This is a genomic window from Ruegeria sp. HU-ET01832, assembly GCF_040371315.1.
Taxonomy (GTDB): domain Bacteria; phylum Pseudomonadota; class Alphaproteobacteria; order Rhodobacterales; family Rhodobacteraceae; genus Ruegeria; species Ruegeria lacuscaerulensis_A.
The window spans coordinates 536,081-555,449 of the sequence record NZ_BAABWL010000002.1 but is presented as its reverse complement, the minus strand read 5'-3'; the positions used below and the strand labels follow the sequence as shown (position 1 = coordinate 555,449).

16 protein-coding genes are annotated in these 19,369 nt (G+C 59.0%); 8 read left to right on the top strand and 8 right to left on the bottom strand.

What is annotated here, in order from left to right:
- Window positions 1-84: 84 nt before the first annotated feature.
- Together ABWV79_RS07975 and ABWV79_RS07970 are read right to left on the bottom strand one after the other, a co-directional pair.
- Complete coding sequence (locus ABWV79_RS07975; RefSeq protein ID WP_353391266.1) at window positions 85-351, bottom strand: hypothetical protein; 267 nt, start codon at window positions 349-351, stop codon at window positions 85-87.
- A gap of 257 nt (window positions 352-608) precedes the next feature.
- On the bottom strand, window positions 609-2,267 hold the full coding sequence (locus tag ABWV79_RS07970) for an NAD+ synthase (RefSeq protein WP_353391264.1): 1,659 nt from the start codon (window positions 2,265-2,267) through the stop codon (window positions 609-611).
- 145 nt (window positions 2,268-2,412) lie between these two features.
- On the opposite strand from ABWV79_RS07970, the gene ABWV79_RS07965 reads away from it, so the two are divergent.
- A complete protein-coding gene (locus ABWV79_RS07965) occupies window positions 2,413-3,879 on the top strand; it encodes an MORN repeat-containing protein (RefSeq protein WP_353391262.1) in 1,467 nt (488 codons plus the stop codon).
- 6 nt (window positions 3,880-3,885) lie between these two features.
- Here ABWV79_RS07965 and ABWV79_RS07960 read toward each other — a convergent pair whose 3' ends face one another.
- Window positions 3,886-4,551 (bottom strand): SDR family NAD(P)-dependent oxidoreductase, encoded by a 666-nt coding sequence (locus tag ABWV79_RS07960; protein WP_353391260.1) that lies wholly within the window; start codon window positions 4,549-4,551, stop codon window positions 3,886-3,888.
- A 286-nt stretch (window positions 4,552-4,837) separates the two neighbouring features.
- Between ABWV79_RS07960 and ABWV79_RS07955 the strand changes: the two genes are divergently transcribed.
- Window positions 4,838-6,406 carry a 2-isopropylmalate synthase gene (locus tag ABWV79_RS07955; protein WP_353391258.1) on the top strand — a complete coding sequence of 523 codons (1,569 nt, stop codon included), beginning with the start codon at window positions 4,838-4,840 and terminating at the stop codon, window positions 6,404-6,406.
- 45 nt (window positions 6,407-6,451) lie between these two features.
- Here ABWV79_RS07955 and ABWV79_RS07950 read toward each other — a convergent pair whose 3' ends face one another.
- Together ABWV79_RS07950 and ABWV79_RS07945 are read right to left on the bottom strand one after the other, a co-directional pair.
- Window positions 6,452-8,185, bottom strand: coding sequence for an adenylate/guanylate cyclase domain-containing protein (locus ABWV79_RS07950; RefSeq protein WP_353391256.1), 1,734 nt, complete (start codon window positions 8,183-8,185; stop codon window positions 6,452-6,454).
- A gap of 122 nt (window positions 8,186-8,307) precedes the next feature.
- The gene (locus ABWV79_RS07945; RefSeq protein WP_353391254.1) at window positions 8,308-9,093 is read right to left on the bottom strand and encodes a 23S rRNA (adenine(2030)-N(6))-methyltransferase RlmJ; all 786 of its coding nucleotides are present in this window, start codon (window positions 9,091-9,093) and stop codon (window positions 8,308-8,310) included.
- 155 nt (window positions 9,094-9,248) lie between these two features.
- Between ABWV79_RS07945 and ABWV79_RS07940 the strand changes: the two genes are divergently transcribed.
- From ABWV79_RS07940 to ABWV79_RS07915, 6 genes are read left to right on the top strand one after another with little or no spacing between them, the layout of a single operon-like run.
- The gene (locus ABWV79_RS07940; RefSeq protein ID WP_039523195.1) at window positions 9,249-10,295 is read left to right on the top strand and encodes a rod shape-determining protein; all 1,047 of its coding nucleotides are present in this window, start codon (window positions 9,249-9,251) and stop codon (window positions 10,293-10,295) included.
- Window positions 10,296-10,351: 56 nt separating this feature from the next.
- Window positions 10,352-11,254, top strand: a complete 903-nt coding sequence (gene mreC, locus ABWV79_RS07935; protein ID WP_353391252.1) for a rod shape-determining protein MreC — start codon at window positions 10,352-10,354, stop codon at window positions 11,252-11,254.
- Window positions 11,247-11,780 carry a rod shape-determining protein MreD gene (locus ABWV79_RS07930; RefSeq protein WP_353391250.1) on the top strand — a complete coding sequence of 178 codons (534 nt, stop codon included), beginning with the start codon at window positions 11,247-11,249 and terminating at the stop codon, window positions 11,778-11,780. The genes mreC and ABWV79_RS07930 overlap by 8 nt, the downstream gene beginning before the upstream one ends.
- Entirely contained in the window at window positions 11,780-13,729 is a 1,950-nt protein-coding gene (gene mrdA, locus ABWV79_RS07925; protein WP_353391249.1) for a penicillin-binding protein 2, read from the top strand. Before ABWV79_RS07930 ends, mrdA begins: the two co-directional genes overlap by 1 nt.
- Complete coding sequence (gene rodA, locus ABWV79_RS07920; RefSeq protein WP_170353468.1) at window positions 13,726-14,865, top strand: rod shape-determining protein RodA; 1,140 nt, start codon at window positions 13,726-13,728, stop codon at window positions 14,863-14,865. The genes mrdA and rodA overlap by 4 nt, the downstream gene beginning before the upstream one ends.
- A 15-nt stretch (window positions 14,866-14,880) precedes the next feature.
- Window positions 14,881-15,813: a 2-hydroxyacid dehydrogenase gene (locus ABWV79_RS07915; RefSeq protein WP_353391248.1), complete on the top strand. Its 933-nt coding sequence runs from the start codon at window positions 14,881-14,883 to the stop codon at window positions 15,811-15,813.
- Here ABWV79_RS07915 and ABWV79_RS07910 read toward each other — a convergent pair.
- From ABWV79_RS07910 to dut, 3 genes are read right to left on the bottom strand one after another with little or no spacing between them, the layout of a single operon-like run.
- The gene (locus ABWV79_RS07910) at window positions 15,802-17,814 is read right to left on the bottom strand and encodes a M3 family metallopeptidase (protein ID WP_353391247.1); all 2,013 of its coding nucleotides are present in this window, start codon (window positions 17,812-17,814) and stop codon (window positions 15,802-15,804) included. The genes ABWV79_RS07915 and ABWV79_RS07910 overlap by 12 nt on opposite strands.
- Window positions 17,815-17,872: 58 nt before the next feature.
- Window positions 17,873-18,910 carry a HesA/MoeB/ThiF family protein gene (locus ABWV79_RS07905; protein WP_353391246.1) on the bottom strand — a complete coding sequence of 346 codons (1,038 nt, stop codon included), beginning with the start codon at window positions 18,908-18,910 and terminating at the stop codon, window positions 17,873-17,875.
- Complete coding sequence (gene dut, locus ABWV79_RS07900; protein WP_353391245.1) at window positions 18,910-19,365, bottom strand: dUTP diphosphatase; 456 nt, start codon at window positions 19,363-19,365, stop codon at window positions 18,910-18,912. The genes ABWV79_RS07905 and dut overlap by 1 nt, the downstream gene beginning before the upstream one ends.
- Between the last annotated feature and the right edge of the window lie 4 nt (window positions 19,366-19,369).

Genomic DNA, 19,369 nt, shown 5'->3' with positions numbered 1-19,369 from the left:
CAGTGGCAATACGACCGAAGTCGTGGTTGTTACTATTTTCGTGATCTGTGGCTATCGCGCACAGTTTCCAAAAAACGTAAAAGCTCAGGCTGCCCCGACCAGTTCAGCCCATTTTTGCCGTAGAGAGGCAGAAAACCCGATGACAGTGTCAGGCGCAGCTTCTTGCGGCTTGTCCTCGGATGCCGGAATCGTTGGCGGTGTTGGCTCTGGTTCCGACTTGACCGAATGCTCTTGGTTCATCAGGTCGGCAATCGCCAGGTCCAGCTTGGTTTCATCCAGAACCTGACCTTCCGATTCCATGGACTTCCACGGTAACGGAGAATGCAGCGGTTTATCGTATTCCTCACGCATGGCGATACCAAATCGTTAACACAGACATCTGAGGCGACGCGCAAACTTACCTGGTCGAGTCAACCGTCCGGTTTGTCCAACCCAATTGCGTCACACCCGCCCGACATTGGGCGATAATACAGCTAAAATGTGGCGAAAAAGCGGCCTGTCGACAAGGAAAACTGCCAAACAAGGGCTACCACCCCACTCAAAGGGGATTGAGTGGAAACACTTTATCACAGTTAGGGAAATTGGATCGGGATTACCGACAATCTATCTCAGGAGCGGTCGCGCCACCGGTTCGCTATCGGATAGCGGCGATCCAGCCAGAAGGCACGACTTGTCAGACGTGTTCCGGGCGCAGACTGAAACCGCTTGTACTCTGAGATATAGATTAGATGCTCGACCCTGCGGGCATCCGCTTCGTCAAAACCAGCAGCAACGCAATCAGCGATCGAGCCGTCCTGATCGACTAGAATATCCAAAAGCGCGTCCAACACCGGATAATCCGGCAAGCTGTCACTGTCTTTCTGATCCGCGCGCAGCTCGGCGCTGGGGGGTTTGTCGATAACCGACGGCCGAATAACTTCGCCATTGGGGCCCTTCATCCAGTCGCGATGATTGGCATTCCGCCAACGGCATGTTTCGAAAACCCGTGTCTTGTACAGATCTTTGATCGGGTTATAGCCGCCATTCATATCGCCGTAGATCGTGGCGTAGCCCACGGCGACCTCGGATTTATTACCGGTGGTCAGCAACATCTCGCCGAACTTGTTTGATATCGCCATCAGCAGCAGCCCGCGCAGACGGGATTGAATGTTTTCCTCGGTCAGATCCTCGTCCCGCCCGGCAAAGAGCTGGGACAGAGTCCCAGTAACGGCCGCCCGGCTATCCGAAATCGGAACATAGTCGTAATGCACGCCCAGCGCCTTGGCGACGGCCTCGGCGTCGTCCAGCGAAGCCTGGCTGGTATATTCCGACGGCAGCATGACACAGCGCACGTTCTCGGCCCCAAGCGCATCCACGGCAATCGCGGCAACGAGCGCCGAATCCACCCCCCCGGACAGTCCAAGCACGCACTTTTTGAACCCCGTTTTACCCATGTAATCACGCAGAGACTGGACCATGGCGCGGTAGTCCTGCTCCCATGCATCGGGCTGCGGCACGATATCTGCCGGAACGATACGCCACCCGTCGTCCCCACGCTCCAGATCAACATGAGCCAGGGCCGCGTCAAAAACGGGCATTCGGAAAGCAAGTTCTCCGCCCGGGTTCAGGCCAAAAGTCGCGCCGTCAAATACCTGGTCGTCCTGTCCACCGACCATATTCAGATAGATCAGGGGCAACCCGGTCTCGATCACACGTGCAACCATATGATTCAGGCGGATATCGTATTTGTCGCGAAAATAGGGCGAACCATTCGGGATCAGCAGGAACTCGGCCCCGGTCTCTTCCAGCGTCTCGGCCACATCCGGATGCCAACTGTCCTCACAGATCGGGCTGCCGATGCGCGTATTGCCAACTGAGTAAGGCCCCCCCAAAGGGCCTGAATCATAAAGGCGCACTTCGTCGAATACGGTTTCATTGGGAAGGTGGTGTTTCAGCACCTTGCTACTGACCTTGCCGCCCTTCAGAATCAGGTAAGCGTTGTATAGATGGCCGTCTTCCACCCAAGGCCCGCCGATCGCCAGAGCAGGCCCATCTGCACATTTCGCGGCCAAAGCCTCGACAGCGGCCATGGCCGTGCGATGGAAAGCAGGCTTCATGACCAAGTCCTGCGTATTGTACCCGGTTATGAACATTTCCGGCAACGCCACCATGTCGGCCCCTGCGGCGCGCGCTTGTTCCCATGCGTCAAGCGCCTGCGCCGCATTGCCTTCGATATCCCCCACAGTCGGGTTGAGTTGCGCCAGAGTGATGCGGAAACGGTCGGCCATGCTGCCCTCTTGCCCTCGTCAGTCTTATGCCATTTAGCAGATCGCGGCGCGAGTGAAAGGCAAATGCGGCAAAAGCCGTTGCCCTGCCCCCTGCGGTATCTTAGTTTTGCGCAAAAGGATGATAACCGGGCAGGTTGGAACGATCATGAATGCATTCCGCACCTCAATTGCTGTAACGGCCCTGGCCTTGATGGCCGGAACCGTTAGCGCGCAGGAAGGACAAGTGATCACGGCCGATGATGAGGTCGGCGGCGTCTACGAAGGTACGTTTCTGAACGGCCTGCGCCACGGAACCGGCACGTATCGCCTACCGGACGGGTTCGAATACACTGGCCAGTGGTCCGAAGGCGAAATTCAAGGCAGCGGCATTGCCCGATACGCGAATGGGTCGATCTACCAAGGTATGTTTGCAAAGGGTCAGCCCGAGGGGCGTGGCAAGATCATCTATACTGACGGCGGCAGCTATGAGGGCGACTGGGCTAACGGCACGATCAACGGCACCGGCATTGCGACTTATGCGAACGGTCAACGGTACGAAGGTGGGTTCAAAGATGCCAAGCGTCACGGCAAAGGCACTCTGACCAATCCGAACGGCTACACCTATGACGGTGATTGGGTCGAGGGCGTCAAGCAGGGCAAGGCCAAAATCACCTGGGCAAACGGTAACGTTTATGAAGGCGACGTCCTGAATGGGCAGCGCCATGGAGAAGGCACTCTGACCGTTCCCGACGGCATGACCTATAGCGGTGCGTGGCTTGAAGGTCGGATGACCGGAAAAGGCCGGCAGGTTCTGGCGAACGGAGACGTCTACGAAGGCGACATGGTGGACGGGCGCCGTCAGGGCACCGGCAAGGCGACCTATGTGAACGGCACGACATACGAAGGCGCGTATGTCGATGACCGTCGAGAAGGCAAGGGCCGCTTTGTTGGCGCAGACGGGTTTGAATATAACGGCGAATGGTCCGGAGGCCAGATCGACGGGTTCGGCGAGATGACCTATCCTGACGGCTCGGTCTATGTGGGGGATTTCAGCGTCGACCTGCCCCACGGCAAAGGCGCACACACTTACCCGGATGGCACTGTATACGACGGTGACTGGATCGCTGGCATCTACGAAGGCCGCGGAACCGTCACCTATCCCAACGGCGTGGTCTATTCGGGCCAGTTCAGAAACGGCCTGAGCCATGGCTCAGGTGTTCTGAAATTGGCCAATGGCTATGTATACGAGGGCGAATGGGTTGACGGAAACCGCCAAGGCACTGGCAAAGCCAGCTTTCCGGATGGCACAGTTTACGAAGGCGAATTCCTGAACGGCAAGCGGCACGGCCAAGGTACCGTCACCACGGCACGCAATTTCACATATACCGGTGGGTGGGTTGACGGAAAAATCAGCGGTAAGGGTATCGCGACCTATGCCACCGGCGACGTCTACGAGGGCAATTTCCGCGACAATAAACGCCACGGTGACGGCACCATGCGTTATGCCAATGGGGAGGTCGAGACTGGCACCTGGGAAAACGACGTCTTGCCCAGCAGCGGCGAGGCTGAGACGACAGCGCCAGAGGAAACCCCGCCCGCGTCCCAACCGACCGAGACGCCCTCGGACGGGTAGCTCAGGCTACCACGGAACGGTCTGACCCGCCCAATCGAAGAAGCCGCCGGTATCAGCATGGGTCAGTGATTGAGCCACAGCCAGCAGGTTCTGAGCCGCCTTGTCCGGTTTAACTGCCGGATGACGACCTACGTATTTCTCGGTGAACGCAGTTTGAACCGTGCCAGGATGCAATGCCACGCACACACTTTGTTTATGCGTCCGCGCCAATTCGATCGCGGTTGTATGCACAATCTGGTTCACGGCGGCCTTGGCCGCGCGGTAACTGACCCATCCACCCAACCGGTTGTCGCCGATGGACCCTACACGGGCCGAAAGCACGGCAATCAAGCAGCGCCTGTCACGGGGCATCAGTCTGGCTGCGTGCCCCAGCACCAAAGCGGGGCCTACCGCGTTCAACGCGAACTGATCCATCATGGCCTGCGCAGACACTGCCTTTATCGACTTTTCCGGCGCGGCCCCCTCGATCTCAAGCGCGCCGGACGCGACGAAGATCATGTCATAAGGGCCAGTTAGCGTGCCGAGAATCGCGTTGGATTTGTCTGGATTCATCAAATCGAACCCGTCCGCAGACCGCGACAGGGTCGTAACTGAAACAGATTGCCCAAGTAGCCGCGCGTGAAGGGCTGAACCGATCCCTCCGGACGCGCCGATGATAAGTGCCGTTTGCATGCCTCTTCACCTAGCAGCCTGCCCTCACCAATCAATATTTCCCGAAAAACAAACACGACCGGTAACAAGCTGCAAATTCCGTCTTTTCATTCGCAGCGCTGTCTGTATAACCTCAAACCCATGATCAACCGCGCAGATATCCTTGTTGCCGACACCGCCCTACGCGGTGCGTCGCTGCGTGGCCTACTGATCCTAATCCGCCTCTGAGCGTGCCATCCGGCGCGCCCGCTCAGAGGAGGACGCCCGCGCGCCATAGGCTTTAGGACAGAAGAAGAAAGAGATTCCCATGACCAACGTGACCGACCAAGACCGCGTCTTGATCTTTGACACCACTTTGCGCGACGGCGAACAAAGCCCCGGCGCAACCATGACCCATAACGAAAAGCTCGAAATTGCCGAGCTGCTGGACGAAATGGGCGTCGACATCATCGAGGCCGGCTTCCCCATCGCCTCCGAGGGTGATTTCAAAGCTGTCAGCGAGATTGCCGAGCGCTCGAAAAACAGCCGTATCTGCGGTCTGGCCCGCGCCAATTTCGCAGACATTGACCGCTGCTGGGAGGCGGTGAAACACGCACGCCTGAACCGTATTCACACCTTCATCGGCACCTCTCCGCTGCATCGCGCCATTCCGAACCTGACCCAGGACGAGATGGCCGAGAAGATCCACGAAACGGTCAGCCATGCACGCAATCTGTGCGACAACGTGCAGTGGTCGCCGATGGATGCCACCCGGACCGAGTGGGATTACCTGTGCCGCGTGATCGAGATCGCGATCAAGGCGGGCGCGACGACGATCAACATCCCCGACACGGTGGGCTATACCGCTCCGGCCGAAAGCGCCGACCTGATCAAACGCCTGATCGAGACCGTACCGGGTGCAGATGAGGTGGTTTTCGCCACCCACTGCCACAACGATCTCGGCATGGCGACGGCGAACTCGCTGGCCGCTGTGGCGGGCGGAGCGCGACAGATCGAGTGTACCATCAATGGTCTTGGCGAACGCGCCGGCAACACCGCGTTGGAAGAGGTCGTGATGGCCCTGCGCACGCGCAATGACATCATGCCGTGGCACACGGGTATCGACACCACGAAGATCATGCATATCTCGCGTCGTGTGGCGACGGTGTCCGGGTTCAATGTGCAATTCAACAAAGCCATCGTCGGGAAGAACGCCTTTGCGCATGAAAGCGGCATCCACCAGGACGGGATGCTGAAGAACCGCGAAAACTTTGAGATCATGCGCCCCGAGGATATCGGCTTGTCCGGCACGTCTTTGCCGTTGGGCAAACACTCGGGCCGCGCGGCCCTGCGCGACAAGCTCGAGACCCTGGGCTTTGATTTGGGCGACAACCAGCTCAAGGACATCTTTGTTCGGTTCAAGGATCTGGCCGATCGCAAGAAAGAGGTTTTTGACGACGACCTCATTGCCTTGATGACCATGGATCAGCACGACGACTATTTGCAGCTCGTGTCGATGAAGGTGACCTGCGGCACAGGCGGCCAAGCCGAGGCTACGGTCGAACTTGAGATGGACGGCAAAGATATCATCGCCACCGAACATGGAGACGGTCCAGTGGACGCGACTTTCAAGGCAATCCGTGCGATCTATCCCAACAAAGCGCATCTGCAACTCTATCAGGTCCACGCAGTGACCGAAGGAACCGATGCCCAAGCCACGGTGTCTGTTCGGTTGGAAGAGGACGGCATGATCGCCACCGGTCAGTCCGCGAACACCGATACCGTCGTCGCCTCGGCCAAAGCTTACATCCACGCGCTGAACCGCCTGATTGTAAGGCGTGAAAAAGCGGGTCCGGGCGCTGATGCGCGCGAGATCAGCTACAAAGACTTGACCTGACCGAACGGCGGCCCGTCTTTGCGGGCCGCTTTTTCGTCGCAAAGGTCAGGACAACCCGGCCTTTTGCATCCCATCCACAAAATGCCGAAAATCTTCATCGCTGGCGTAGTGCAGCATGCCTTCAATATCAGCGATCTTGAACTCTGGCTGGGCCTCGTAAATTGCGTCAACGTACGCTCGCGCTTCGACCTGGTTTCCCAGCCACGCATGGCAGGCAGCGACATATGCGTTCTGAAGCGAGTCGAGGGCAGGCAACCGGGCGAAATCCTCTAATGCCTGATCATACTTCTTAGCACCGAACCGCGCCTTTCCAAGATGGCTCCAGAACCGTGCAGGGTGGTGAGGGTTCAGACGCATCGCCTTTTGTATCCACTCGGCACCTTCATCGGCACGACCCGACCATGTCAGCAATTCGCCCATCTGAACCACAACCAGATCGTAATTCGGGTTCAGCGACAGCGCGCGTTCCTGATGATACCGCGCCCGGCCAAGGTTGTTTCGCAAAATCTCTACCGCAGCCATCAAACGATGAACATCCGCGTCGTTATCATCCAGAGAAGCGGCCTTGAGGATCGCCTTTTCACACTCGCCCAGCATGGCTTCACGATCATCGCACCAACCGTATCCCCAGGCCTGACCGCGGATACAACCGCTCCAGGCATGGGCGTGCGCGTAATCCGGATCCAGTTCAATAGCGCGATCGATCAACTTTGTCGCCTCGGCATTATCCTCGCGCGTGCTGCGGTGGTGCAGGACTTTCGCGGCCAAAACGCATTCATAGGCTGCAAAACTGGAAGGTTTCTTGCGCGTCAGCCCCTCTTGCTGCGAGGCTTCGATACGACCGGGAAGTGTGGCAACCACGGCCGAGATAACCTCGTCCTGTATTGTGAAAATGTCATCCAGGTCCCGATCATACTTCTCAGCCCAGACATGGCCATCACTGTAACTATCAATCAGCTGAACGGTGACACGTACCCTGTTGCCAGCCTTTCGGACACTACCTTCGACGATGTATTGCGCACCCAGCTTAGCACCCACTTCGCGTACATTCACAGCCTGTCCCTTGTAGACAAAACTGGAATTGCGCGAGATCACGAACAGCTCATGCCGGCGGCTCAACTCGGTCAGCAAATCTTCGGTAAGGCCGTCGGCAAAAAACTCCTGTTCGGTATCTCCACTCATGTTTGCGAAGGGCAAAACCGCGATAGAGGGTTTGACCACTTTGGTATCGCCGTCACCTGCTGACGCATCGTCTGCAACCGTGCCATCCAAAGCGACCCGATAGGCATGAACAGGTTGAGACAGGTTCTTAAGTGTCAGATCGCCTAGATCATCATATTGCAACGCCAATCGGTCCGAGACTTGTTCATGCACCGCGCCCGAGATCAGAACCTCACCAGCATTTGCAGATTGCTCAAGCCGGGCCGCAACATTGACGCCGCTACCAAAAATATCGCCATCCTCGAAAATGATCTCATCCAGATTTATGCCGATACGAAAGTGAATACGCTGGTCCTTCGAGACATCCGCATTGCGACGCAACATCCGGTTCTGCACTTCGACAGCACAGGTTACGGCGTCGCTGGCACTGGGAAATTCAACTAGCATTCCGTCGCCCGTCGTCTTGATGATCTTTCCGCGGTTCTTGTCGATGGCAGGGTCGATCAACTCAATCCGGTGTGTGCGCAGGCGGGCAAGCGTGCCTTGCTCATCAGCTTCCATCAGGCGACTATAGCCCACCATGTCAGCGGCCAGAACCGTGGCTAGTCGGCGATCCATCGCGCACCTCCCTGACCAAAGTCTAGGACCGAACACCCCATTTCCAAAACAGATTTTGTAAAAACACCCAAGGCGTGTATCGCGAAGACGCAAATGCCCTGATCAAGTGTATTCAGGCATCTTCAGAGCTTGGCAAACAACGCATCCAAACGGCGCATCTCATCCGCAATTCCGAACGGCGCATTTACAACGAACATCCCTGATCCGATCATGCGATGCCCTTCGCGCGCGGCAGGGAAGCGGACTTCGTGACACTCGACCTTTGGTAAGTCTTGCCCTTGCAGCGCCGCGACCATCGACTTGTGCCGCCCGTCCGCAAGGATTGGATACCATAAGGCAATAACGCCTACGTTCCATTTCCGATGCACTTTAGAGATAAAACCCGGCAGCCGGTCATACTCTGACTTCACCTCGTAGCTCGGATCAATCAACAGAACTCCTCGCCGTGGCGTTGGCGGCAGCAGCGAATGCGCCAACTCATATCCGTCCTGCTTGTAGGTTTTTGCTCCGAACCGCGACACGGCCAGCGACAAGGCGCCGAATTCTTGTGGATGCAATTCGGCCAAATGCATGCTGTCCTGATCGCGAAGCAAATTACCCGCAATCAGGGGTGAACCCGCATAGGCGTGCCGTCCGTGTGTCGCCTGAACCTGCGTCAGCGCACGAGACAGCGGATGATCCGCTGCGAACCAACCTTCGCGCTGCACCCGCTTTATCCCGGCCAAAGCCTCGCCTGTTCGCACTGCTTCATCCGCGTCCAAGTGATACAAACCACGACCTGAATGTGTTTCGAGATAGGTCAATGGTTTCTCTTTTTGGGTCAAATATTCCAGCACCCATGCCAACAAAGCGTGCTTTTGCACATCAGCCAGATTTCCAGCATGGTAAATATGTTGATATGAGAGCATGTTGCCTTCTAAAGTCCCTATCATTAAGGCGGAAAGGTGCTGATTGACGCGGAATCAGCCCTTTTACCGGGCGAGATGGCACCCTATAAGACATCCGTCCCGGAACCGTCGAGTCGCGGGCAGTGGAAATTTTGACGAACGGGATCATTGAAAACATGGGAATCTTTGGCAATCTGGGCGGCCTGTTCACAGCGGACATGGCGATTGACCTTGGGACGGCGAACACGCTGGTTTATGTCAAAGGACGCGGTGTTATCCTGTCAGAACCCTCGGTGGTGGCCTATCACGTCAAGGACGGCGTCAAAAAGGTTCTGGCCGTGGGCGAGGACGCCAAGCTGATGCTGGGCCGGACCCCCGGCTCGATCGAGGCGATCCGTCCGATGCGCGAAGGCGTGATTGCCGATTTCGACACTGCTGAGGAAATGATCAAGCACTTTATCCGCAAGGTGCATAAACGCTCGACCTTCTCGAAACCCAAAATCATCGTCTGCGTACCCCATGGCGCGACTCCGGTTGAAAAGCGAGCGATCCGCCAGTCGGTTCTGTCGGCAGGTGCGCGCCGCGCGGGCCTGATTGCCGAACCGATTGCAGCCGCCATTGGTGCTGGCATGCCGATCACTGATCCGACCGGCAACATGGTTGTCGATATCGGCGGCGGCACCACCGAGGTGGCCGTTCTGTCGCTGGGCGACATCGTCTATGCGCGCTCGGTCCGCGTGGGCGGAGACCGTATGGACGAGGCGATCATCTCTTACCTGCGGCGTCAGCAAAACCTGCTGGTGGGCGAATCTACTGCAGAACGTATCAAAACCACCATCGGCACCGCCCGGATGCCAGACGATGGTCGGGGCCAGTCAATGCATATCCGGGGCCGCGACCTGCTGAACGGCGTGCCCAAAGAAATCGAGATCAGCCAAGCCCAAGTGGCCGAGGCCCTTTCAGAACCTGTCCAGCAGATTTGCGAAGCGGTGATGACTGCATTGGAAACCACACCGCCCGATCTGGCAGCCGACATCGTGGACCGGGGCGTGATGCTGACCGGCGGCGGCGCGCTGCTGGGCGATCTGGACCTTGCCCTGCGCGAACAGACCGGTCTGGCTGTGTCGATTGCCGATGAAAGCCTGAATTGTGTGGCTTTGGGCACCGGCAAAGCGCTGGAATACGAAAAACAACTGCGCCACGCGATTGACTACGAAAGCTAAGGCGCGCACCTTTTCGGGGTAAGAATTCGGGCAAGAGCAGCACGGGAAGGTAACCTGTGGCAAACGACCGATCACAGCGCGATGAATACACGGCACCTCTGCGCCGCTTGTTGCTGGGGATTGTTGTGCTTTGCCTGTTGGGCATCTTTCTCGTCTGGCGCATCGACAGCCCTCGGGTTGAACGGTTCCGCGCGCAAGTGGTCAACAAGGTTGTGCCCTCGATGGAATGGGCGATGGTGCCAGTCACTGGAATCGTCAATCTGGCCCGTGACTTCCAAAGCTATCAGCGGCTGAGCGAACAGAACCAGGAACTGCGCAGCGAGTTGCGCCTGATGCGCGCCTGGAAAGAGGCCGCCCTGCAGTTGGAACAGGAAAACGCGCGTCTTCTGGACCTCAACAACGTACGGCTTGACCCGCGCCTGACCTATATCACCGGTGTCGTTATGGCCGACAGTGGCTCGCCCTTTCGGCAATCGGTTTTGCTGAATGTTGGTGAACGCGACGGCATAATGGATGGCTGGGCAACGATGGACGGTATTGGCGTGGTGGGGCGCATCTCGGGCGTTGGCCCCGACACGGCCCGGGTCATCCTGCTGACCGATGCCTCAAGCGCTATTCCCGCGACGATTCAGCCTTCGGGCCAGACTGCACTGATCGCGGGCGATAACACATCCGCACCCGCCGTCGAGTTTCTGGAAAATCGCGAACTTGTACGACCGGGCGACCGTGTTGTCACGTCAGGTGATGGCGGAGTGTTTCCCGGCGGCCTGCTGATCGGCCAGATCACGGCCGATCCGGGCGGGCGTCTGCGCGTACGCTTGTCTGCGGATTTCGAACGGCTGGAATTCTTGCGTGTTCTTAGGTTCCACTCGGCTCCTGCCATCGAAGACTCGGGGGATATCGTCGGACCACGACGTCCCGAAGCCGCCCTGACACCAGCAGAGGTCGGAGATGGATAGGAATGCGTCTCAGCTTTGGACCAAGCGTGCATTGTATCTGTTTCTGGCAATGCTGATCTTGTTCATGCATCTTCTTCCGCTGGATACAAAACCGGACCGCTGGCCCTTTCCCGATCTGTTGATCGCGTTGACGTTCGCGTGGGTCATGCGCCGGCCCGAATTTGTGCCGATTCCGCTGATAGCGGTTGTGATGCTGACCGCCGACCTGTTGCTTCAGCGTCCACCGGGCCTGTTGGCGGCATTGGTGGTCATTGGCGCGGCCTATCTGCGAACAGCATCGCTGGGCATGAGGGATGCCGGGTTTCCAAGTGAGTGGATGACATCAGCGGTCGTGATCACGGCAGTTTTTGTGCTCAACCGCGTTATTCTTGCTATTGTGTCCGTGCAACAGGCGGCATTGGGGCCAGTCGTGATTCAAGTGGTTCTAACAATAGCTATTTACCCCTTGATCGTTCTGCTGACACAGAGCGCATTCGGCGTTCAACGCATATCCGCCGCCGAAACCGGCACGATGGGGGCACGCTGATGAAGCAACAGAAGCCCAAGTCACAAGGATTGGCCTATAAACGCTTACCCCGTCGGGCCTTGATTCTTGGCGGGTTGCAAGCTGCCTTTATCGGGGGTTTGGCCGCCCGCATGCGTTATATGCAGGTCGATCAGGCCGATGAATACCGCCTGCTGGCCGAAGAAAACCGCATCAACATTCGCCTGATCCCTCCGACGCGCGGACGTATATATGACCGAAACGGTCAGGTCATCGGGCAAAACTCACCTTCCTACCGTATCGTGATGGTCCGCGAGGACGCAGGCGATGTGGACGAAGTACTGACGCGGCTGTCGTCCCTGATTCCGCTGACCGAAGACGAAATGGAACGCGCCAAGACCGAGATGCGCCGTTCAGCCCCGTTTCTTCCGGTCACGTTGGCTGATCAGGTCACGTGGGAGGATATCTCGAAAGTCGCTGTCAATGCGCCCGCCCTGCCGGGGGTGACACCCGAAGTCGGCATGACGCGGCAATATCCGCGCTACGAGGATTTTGCCCACGTGGTCGGATATGTCGGCCCAGTCAGTGATTATGACCTAAGCCAGATCGACGATCCCGAGCCGGTTTTGCGCATCCCCCGCTTTCAAATCGGCAAGGTTGGACTTGAGGCCAAGCAGGAAAGCACCCTGCGCGGCAAGGCCGGGGCCAAGCGGGTCGAAGTCAACGCCACCGGTCGCGTCATGCGCGAATTGGACCGGCAAGAAGGCGAGGCCGGCGCCGATCTGCAACTTTCCGTCGATGCCGATCTGCAACAATACGCGCAAGCCCGTTTGGCGGGTGAAAGCGCCGCGGCGGTGGTGATCGACTGTGAGACCGGCGATATCCGTGCGATCAGCTCTGCCCCCAGTTTTGACCCGAACCTATTTGTGCGCGGTATCTCGGTTGGGGATTACCGAACCCTCACACAAGACAATTACCGCCCGCTTGCGAATAAGACAGTCCAAGGCACGTACCCTCCGGGATCAACCTTCAAGATGATCACCGCCATGGCCGCGCTTGAGGCCGGAGTGATCGGCCCCGGCAATACCGTTTATTGCCCCGGCCATCTAAAGGTGGGCAGCCGCCGCTTCCACTGCTGGAAGCGCGGCGGGCATGGGACAGTCGATCTGAACCTTTCGCTCAAGCGCAGCTGTGATGTCTATTACTACGATGTGGCACTGCGGACCGGTATCGACAAGATTTCCGACATGGCGCGTGTTTTCGGGCTGGGTGTCAAACATGACATTCCGATGTCGGCAGTTGCAGCCGGGCTGGCCCCGAACCAGGCATGGAAAGAGCGGGTACACGGTGAAAGCTGGCTTGTAGGCGACACAGCAAATGCGTCGATTGGTCAGGGTTTCATGCTGGCCTCACCTCTGCAGCTTGCGGTCATGACTGCACGGATCGCCACCGGACGTGAAGTGAAGCCAAGACTTGTTCGTTCGATCAATGGGGTCGAAGAACCCTCGGGCCTGGGTGAACCTTTGGCGGTGAACCCGAACAATCTTGAACAGGTGCGCAAGGCCATGTTCTCGGTCTCGAATGACCGGGGTGGTACCGCCTATCGCAGCCGCATCATTGCTGACGATCTGCGCATGGCTGGCAAGACCGGCACCAGTCAGGTGCGCAACATCACCAAGGCCGAACGTGCCGCAGGCGTGATCCGAAATGAAGACCTGCCATGGGAACGCCGCGACCACGCGCTGTTCGTCAGCTTTGCCCCCTATGACAAACCGAAATACGCAATCGCTGTTGTTGTAGAACACGGCGGAGGCGGCTCTAAGGCCGCCGCACCCGTCGCGCGGGATATTATGCTACAGGCGCTTTACAACGGCACGCCCCCACTCGAAGCCTATCCTGTCGCAGACCGGGAACGCATAAAGGAACAACAGAAACAGCTTGAAGGCGACCGCCGCCCCAAAGCGCGTCCAACCACAAAGGACCGCGCATGAGCTATCTTGAATACGCCGTCAAATCCACGCCATCGGGGTTCCGCAAGTTCCTGTACATGAACTGGCCCCTGACGCTTTTGCTGATCAGCACAGCCAGCGCCGGGTTCCTGATGCTGTTTTCCGTGGCCGGAGGATCCTGGACCCCGTGGGCCGAGCCCCAGATGGAGCGTTTTGGTCTGGGCCTCACAGTAATGTTCATCATCGCGCTGGTTCCGATTTGGTTCTGGCGAAACATGTCTGTTTTGGCCTATCTGGGCTCGATCGGGCTGCTGATCATGGTTGAGCTTTTCGGAACAATCGGTATGGGCGCACAGCGCTGGATTGATCTGGGCTTCATGCGGCTGCAACCCTCCGAGGTGATGAAAGTGGCTTTGGTGATGGTACTGGCCGCTTACTACGACTGGCTCCCCTCGCACAAAACCTCACGCCCTATATGGGTTCTGATCCCGGTTGCGCTGATCCTGATCCCGACGGCGCTGGTCCTGAAGCAACCCGATCTGGGCACGTCGATCCTGCTGCTTGCGGCGGGCGGAGGACTGATGTTCCTGGCCGGTGTCCACTGGGCCTATTTTGCCGCCGTCATCGCGGCGGTGGTCGGCCTGATCGCCACTGTGTTCAACAGCCGCGGGACCGAGTGGCAATTGCTTAAAGACTACCAGTTCCGTCGCATTGATACGTTTCTGGACCCGTCGACCGATCCCCTGGGCGCAGGGTATCACATCACCCAGTCCAAGATCGCGCTGGGATCAGGGGGGTGGAATGGGCGCGGCTTCATGCAAGGCACGCAATCGCGCCTGAACTTCCTGCCGGAAAAACACACCGATTTCATCTTTACCACCTTGGCCGAAGAGTTCGGCTTTGTCGGCGGCATCACCCTGCTGACGCTATACGGGCTGATCCTTGTGTTCTGCCTGGTCACGGCACTGTCGACCAAGGACAGGTTCTCGTCGCTGGTGACGCTGGGCATCGCGTTGAACTTCTTCCTGTTCTTCGCGGTCAACATGTCGATGGTGATGGGGCTGGCCCCGGTGGTGGGCGTACCCCTGCCGATGGTCAGCTACGGTGGCTCGGCGATGCTTGTTCTGATGGCGGCCTTCGGTATTGTGCAAAGCGCCCATATCCACCGTCCCCGCTGATTTGAAAGGCCCCCGATGCCCGTAAACGTTCTGTTTTCCGCGCGCCCTGAATTGTGGCCCGTGTATGAACCACTGCTGACCAAAGGGTTGGAACAAGCAGGCGTGGATGCCCATCTTGCCACCGACCTGCCGGCCGATCAGGTCGACTATGTGGTCTATGCCCCGAATGGAGGGCTGCTGGATTTCACCCCCTATACGCACCTCAAGGCCGTGCTTAGCCTCTGGGCCGGGGTCGAGAAGATCGCGGGCAACGCCTCTCTGACCGTCCCGCTGGCGCGGATGGTCGATCACGGGCTGACGCAAGGCATGACCGAATGGGTTGTCGGCCATGTGCTGCGTTATCATCTGGGGATAGACCGCCATATCACCCTGCAAGACGGCACATGGACACCCGAGGCCCCACCGCTGGCCCCTGAACGCACCGTCTGTATTCTGGGCCTTGGCATGTTGGGCGAGGCATCCGCGCGGGCACTGGCGGCGTTGGGTTTCAACGTCACGGGCTGGAGCCGCTCGCCCAAGGACATCCCCGGCGTCACCTGCCTGCACGGCGATGAAGGGCTGCACGACGCGCTGGCCAGCACCGAAATCGCCGTTCTGCTGCTGCCCGACACCCCTGCGACCGAGAACCTGTTGAACGCGGAAACCCTCGCCCTACTGCCCAAGGGCGCATGTCTGATCAATCCGGGCCGAGGCCCTCTGATCGACGACGACGCCCTGCTGGATGCGCTGAACGCTGGGCATATAGGCCACGCCACGCTGGACGTCTTCCGGGTTGAACCCTTGCCAATCGACCACCCCTATTGGGCGCATCCGAATGTGACGGTCACGCCGCATATCGCCTCGGAAACGCGGCCAGTGACAGCCGCGCAGGTGATCGTTGAGAACATTCGACGTGGCGAGGCGGGCGAACCCTACCTGCACCTCGTCGACCGCGCTTTAGGCTACTAGCCCGCGTCCTTTCAGCAACGCCTCGACCCCCGGCAACCGGCCCCGGAAGGCCAGATACAGGTCTTCGGCCTCGCGCGAGCCTCCGGTGGACAGGATGTTTTCCTCCAGCGCCTTGGCGCGGTCGGGGTCGAATGCGCCTCCAGCCTCTTCAAAGGCAGCGAAGGCGTCGGCGTCCATGACCTCGGACCACATATAGCTGTAATAGCCAGAGCTATAGCCGTCGCCCGCAAACACATGCGCGAAATGCGGGGTGGCGTGGCGCATTCCGATGGCCGGGGGCATTCCCAGACCCTCCAGCACCTTTGCCTGTTTCTCCATCGGATCGGCGGGGGCCGCACCGTCGTGGAATTCCAGATCGACCAGCGCCGAGGCGACATATTCGACCGTCTGAAACCCCTGATCGAAATTGGCGGCCTTCAGCACCTTGTCCAGCATGTCCTGCGGCATCGGTGCGCCGGTTTCGGCATGGGTGGCGAACTCGGCCAGAACTTCGGGCACTTCCAGCCAGTGTTCGTACAATTGGCTGGGCAGTTCGACGAAATCGCGCGCCACTGATGTGCCGGAGATGCTTTCATAAGTCACATCTGACAGCATCTGATGCAGCGCATGGCCGAATTCATGAAACAGTGTCCGCGCATCATCATATGACAGCAGCGCCGGATCGCCCTTGGCGAAGTTGCAGACATTGATCACGACCGGAGCTTGCACCTTAGGAAACTTGGCCTGCGACCGCATCGCGCTGCACCACGCGCCGGATCGTTTGGACCCGCGCGCGAAGTAATCCCCGATGAATACCGCTATATGCTGACCATTGCGCGTGACCTCCCACGCACGGCAATCGGGGTGGTAAAGGGGCACATCCAGCGGCGCGAACTCCAACCCGAACAGACGGTTGGCACAGGCAAAGGCGGCCTCGATCATCCGGTCCAGCTGCAGGTAGGGTTTCAGCGCCGGCTCATCCAGATCATGCTCGGCCTTGCGGCGTTTCTCGGCGTAGTAGCGCCAATCCCACGCGGCCAGTGGGCCATTGACCCCATCCGCCTGCATCATCTGCGTCAGGGTCTCGGCATCCGCATCCGCGCGGGCCTTGGCGGGCTCCCACACTTGCATCAGCAGGTCGCGCACCTTGTCTGGTGTGCGGGCCATCTCGGTTTCCAGCTTGTAGGCCGCGAAATTGTCATAACCCAGCAGCTTGGCGCGTTCTTCGCGTAGGGAAAGGATTTCAGCGGCGATCTCGCGGTTGTCCGTTTCACCCCCTTTGGCGCCACGCGCGGCCCAGGCCTTATACGCCACCTCGCGCAGATCGCGACGGGGCGAGAATTGCAAGAACGGCACGATGATCGACCGCGACAAGGTCACAACCGGGCCGTCCGCACCCTTTTCCTGACCTGCAGCGCGGGCCGCATCCACGACGAAATCGGGCAGACCATCCAGATCATCCTCGGACAGGGGCATGAACCACGCGCGCTCATCCGCCAGCAGGTTCTGGGTGAAAGATGTACCCAGCGAGGCCAGCCGCGCCTTGATTGCCTGCATCCGCTCGTCCGCATCGCCGGTCAGCGCTGCGCCCGCGCGCACAAAGCCCCGATGGGTCAGCATCAGAACCCGCGCCTGTTCATCGGTCAGGTTCAAATCATCCTTTCGGGCCCACAGGTCGGCCACCCGCTGAAACAGCGCCTTATTCGACGAAATGCCCGAGAAATGCGCCGCCAGCTTGGGCGAGAAATCACGCTGCAGCTCTTCACGCGCCGGGTTGCTGTCGGCCCCGGCCACGGTGAAAAAGACGGACAGGACCTTGTCCAATTGCTCACCCGCAGCCTCAAGCGCCTCGACCGTGTTGGCAAAGCTCGGCGCGTCGGGATCGCCTGCAATCGCGTCGATCTGCGCGTTGTGAGCCTGTAGGGCGGCGTCCAATGCGGGGGCGAAATCGGTGTCGGCAATCGTGTCGAAGGGCGCGATTTCAAACGGTGTGGTCCAGTCGGACAGGATCGGGTTGGTCATGAAACTCTCCTTTGAGCACAACCTAGGAACACGAAGTGGAATGATCCAGTGCGCGCGCTCACTTACCGCAAATCGGGCAATCGGCGCGGCGTGACAGTGTGATCTTGCGGCTTTCACCATAAAGCGCGTCATAGATCAGCATTTCACCGAGCAGGGCCTGCCCCGCCCCGGTGATCACCTTGATCGCCTCAACCGCCATCATCGAGCCCACAACGCCGGGCAGAGGGCCGATCACGCCTGCCTCAGCGCAGGAAGGAGCCAGCCCGGAGGCCGGAGCCTCGGGGAAGATACACTGATAGCAGGGGGCGTTATGAGCGGGGTCAAAGACGCTCAGTTGCCCTTCCCATTGCGACAGCGCACCCGAGATCAGCGGCTTGCCCAGCGCAACCGCCGTGCGGTTGGTCAGATAGCGAGTGTCGAAATTGTCAGTCCCATCGAGGATCAGATCGAAATCGGCAAACAAATCCTGCGCGATCTCTTCGGTCAAACGACGGTGATAGGGCAGAACGATCACATTAGGATTTTGCGCCTGCATGGCCTGCTGCGCCGAGAACACCTTGGGCATCCCGATATCCGCGTCGCGGTGGATCACCTGACGTTGCAGGTTCGCGTTCTCGACCTCGTCATCGTCGATCACACCAATGGTTCCAACCCCGGCTGCGGCCAGATATTGCAGGGCGGGCGCGCCCAGACCACCAGCGCCAATGACCAGCACACGGGCCTGTTTCATCTTTTTCTGACCCGGCCCGCCCAATTCCCGCAGTACGATATGGCGGGCATAACGTTCCAGTTCGGTCTCAGAGAATTGGTCGGATGGCATGGCGGGCTCCTTCGTGGCGGGCGTTGCACGGTTTCGCAACGCTTTCAGCACCCTTCCATAAACCAGAACCAGAACCGCGAAACCACCCAAGATCAGCCACATCGCTGCAGAGCCGCCAGTCGCCTGACGCAAGGGGTGCCCGTCCGGCAGAACCAGCTGCGCCGTGATCACGCCCAACAGCAAAACGCCGACGGATGTCATCCGCGCGGTGCGCGACACGCCAGCCAGATAGCCAACGCCCCACAGCCCGGCAGCCAGAATGAAAACCAACAGCATCAGCCGCGCCCGGTCGAGCCGAACCCACCCGCGCCGCGTTCGGTGTCGCTGAGCGTATCGGCGGTTTCGAACGTGGCCTGAACGACCGGAGCAACGACAAGCTGCGCAATGCGTTCGCCGTGGATGATCTCGAACACCTCCTGCCCGGCATTCAGCACGATCACACCCAGCGGGCCGCGATAATCGCTGTCGATCGTACCCGGCGTGTTGGGTAGCGTGATCCCATGTTTCAACGCCAGCCCGGACCTTGGACGCACCTGCACCTCATAGCCATTCGGGATTTCGATCCGCAGGCCGGTGGGAACCAAGGCGCGCTGGCCAGGCTCCAACGTCATCGACGCACCACCCGGCAGGTTGGCCCGCACATCCGCCCCCGCCGCGCCGGTGGTTTCGTAGGACGGCAACGGTACTGAGGGGTCAGAGCCGTCCTCGCGGATAACGCGAATTGCAACCATCTTG

Bases quoted from the DNA above. Each gene is read 5' to 3' on its own strand.
- ABWV79_RS07915 (WP_353391248.1), top strand. From the start codon at position 14,881: ATGCCCGTAAACGTTCTGTTTTCCGCGCGCCCTGAATTGTGGCCCGTG.
- ABWV79_RS07930 (WP_353391250.1), top strand. From the start codon at position 11,247: ATGGATAGGAATGCGTCTCAGCTTTGGACCAAGCGTGCATTGTATCTG.
- rodA (WP_170353468.1), top strand. From the start codon at position 13,726: ATGAGCTATCTTGAATACGCCGTCAAATCCACGCCATCGGGGTTCCGC.
- ABWV79_RS07960 (WP_353391260.1), bottom strand. From the start codon at position 4,551: ATGCAAACGGCACTTATCATCGGCGCGTCCGGAGGGATCGGTTCAGCC.
- ABWV79_RS07955 (WP_353391258.1), top strand. From the start codon at position 4,838: ATGACCAACGTGACCGACCAAGACCGCGTCTTGATCTTTGACACCACT.
- ABWV79_RS07910 (WP_353391247.1), bottom strand. From the start codon at position 17,814: ATGACCAACCCGATCCTGTCCGACTGGACCACACCGTTTGAAATCGCG.
- ABWV79_RS07970 (WP_353391264.1), bottom strand. From the start codon at position 2,267: ATGGCCGACCGTTTCCGCATCACTCTGGCGCAACTCAACCCGACTGTG.
- ABWV79_RS07965 (WP_353391262.1), top strand. From the start codon at position 2,413: ATGAATGCATTCCGCACCTCAATTGCTGTAACGGCCCTGGCCTTGATG.
- ABWV79_RS07945 (WP_353391254.1), bottom strand. From the start codon at position 9,093: ATGCTCTCATATCAACATATTTACCATGCTGGAAATCTGGCTGATGTG.
- mrdA (WP_353391249.1), top strand. From the start codon at position 11,780: ATGAAGCAACAGAAGCCCAAGTCACAAGGATTGGCCTATAAACGCTTA.
- ABWV79_RS07950 (WP_353391256.1), bottom strand. From the start codon at position 8,185: ATGGATCGCCGACTAGCCACGGTTCTGGCCGCTGACATGGTGGGCTAT.
- ABWV79_RS07905 (WP_353391246.1), bottom strand. From the start codon at position 18,910: ATGCTGTTGGTTTTCATTCTGGCTGCCGGGCTGTGGGGCGTTGGCTAT.
- ABWV79_RS07975 (WP_353391266.1), bottom strand. From the start codon at position 351: ATGCGTGAGGAATACGATAAACCGCTGCATTCTCCGTTACCGTGGAAG.
- ABWV79_RS07940 (WP_039523195.1), top strand. From the start codon at position 9,249: ATGGGAATCTTTGGCAATCTGGGCGGCCTGTTCACAGCGGACATGGCG.
- dut (WP_353391245.1), bottom strand. From the start codon at position 19,365: ATGGTTGCAATTCGCGTTATCCGCGAGGACGGCTCTGACCCCTCAGTA.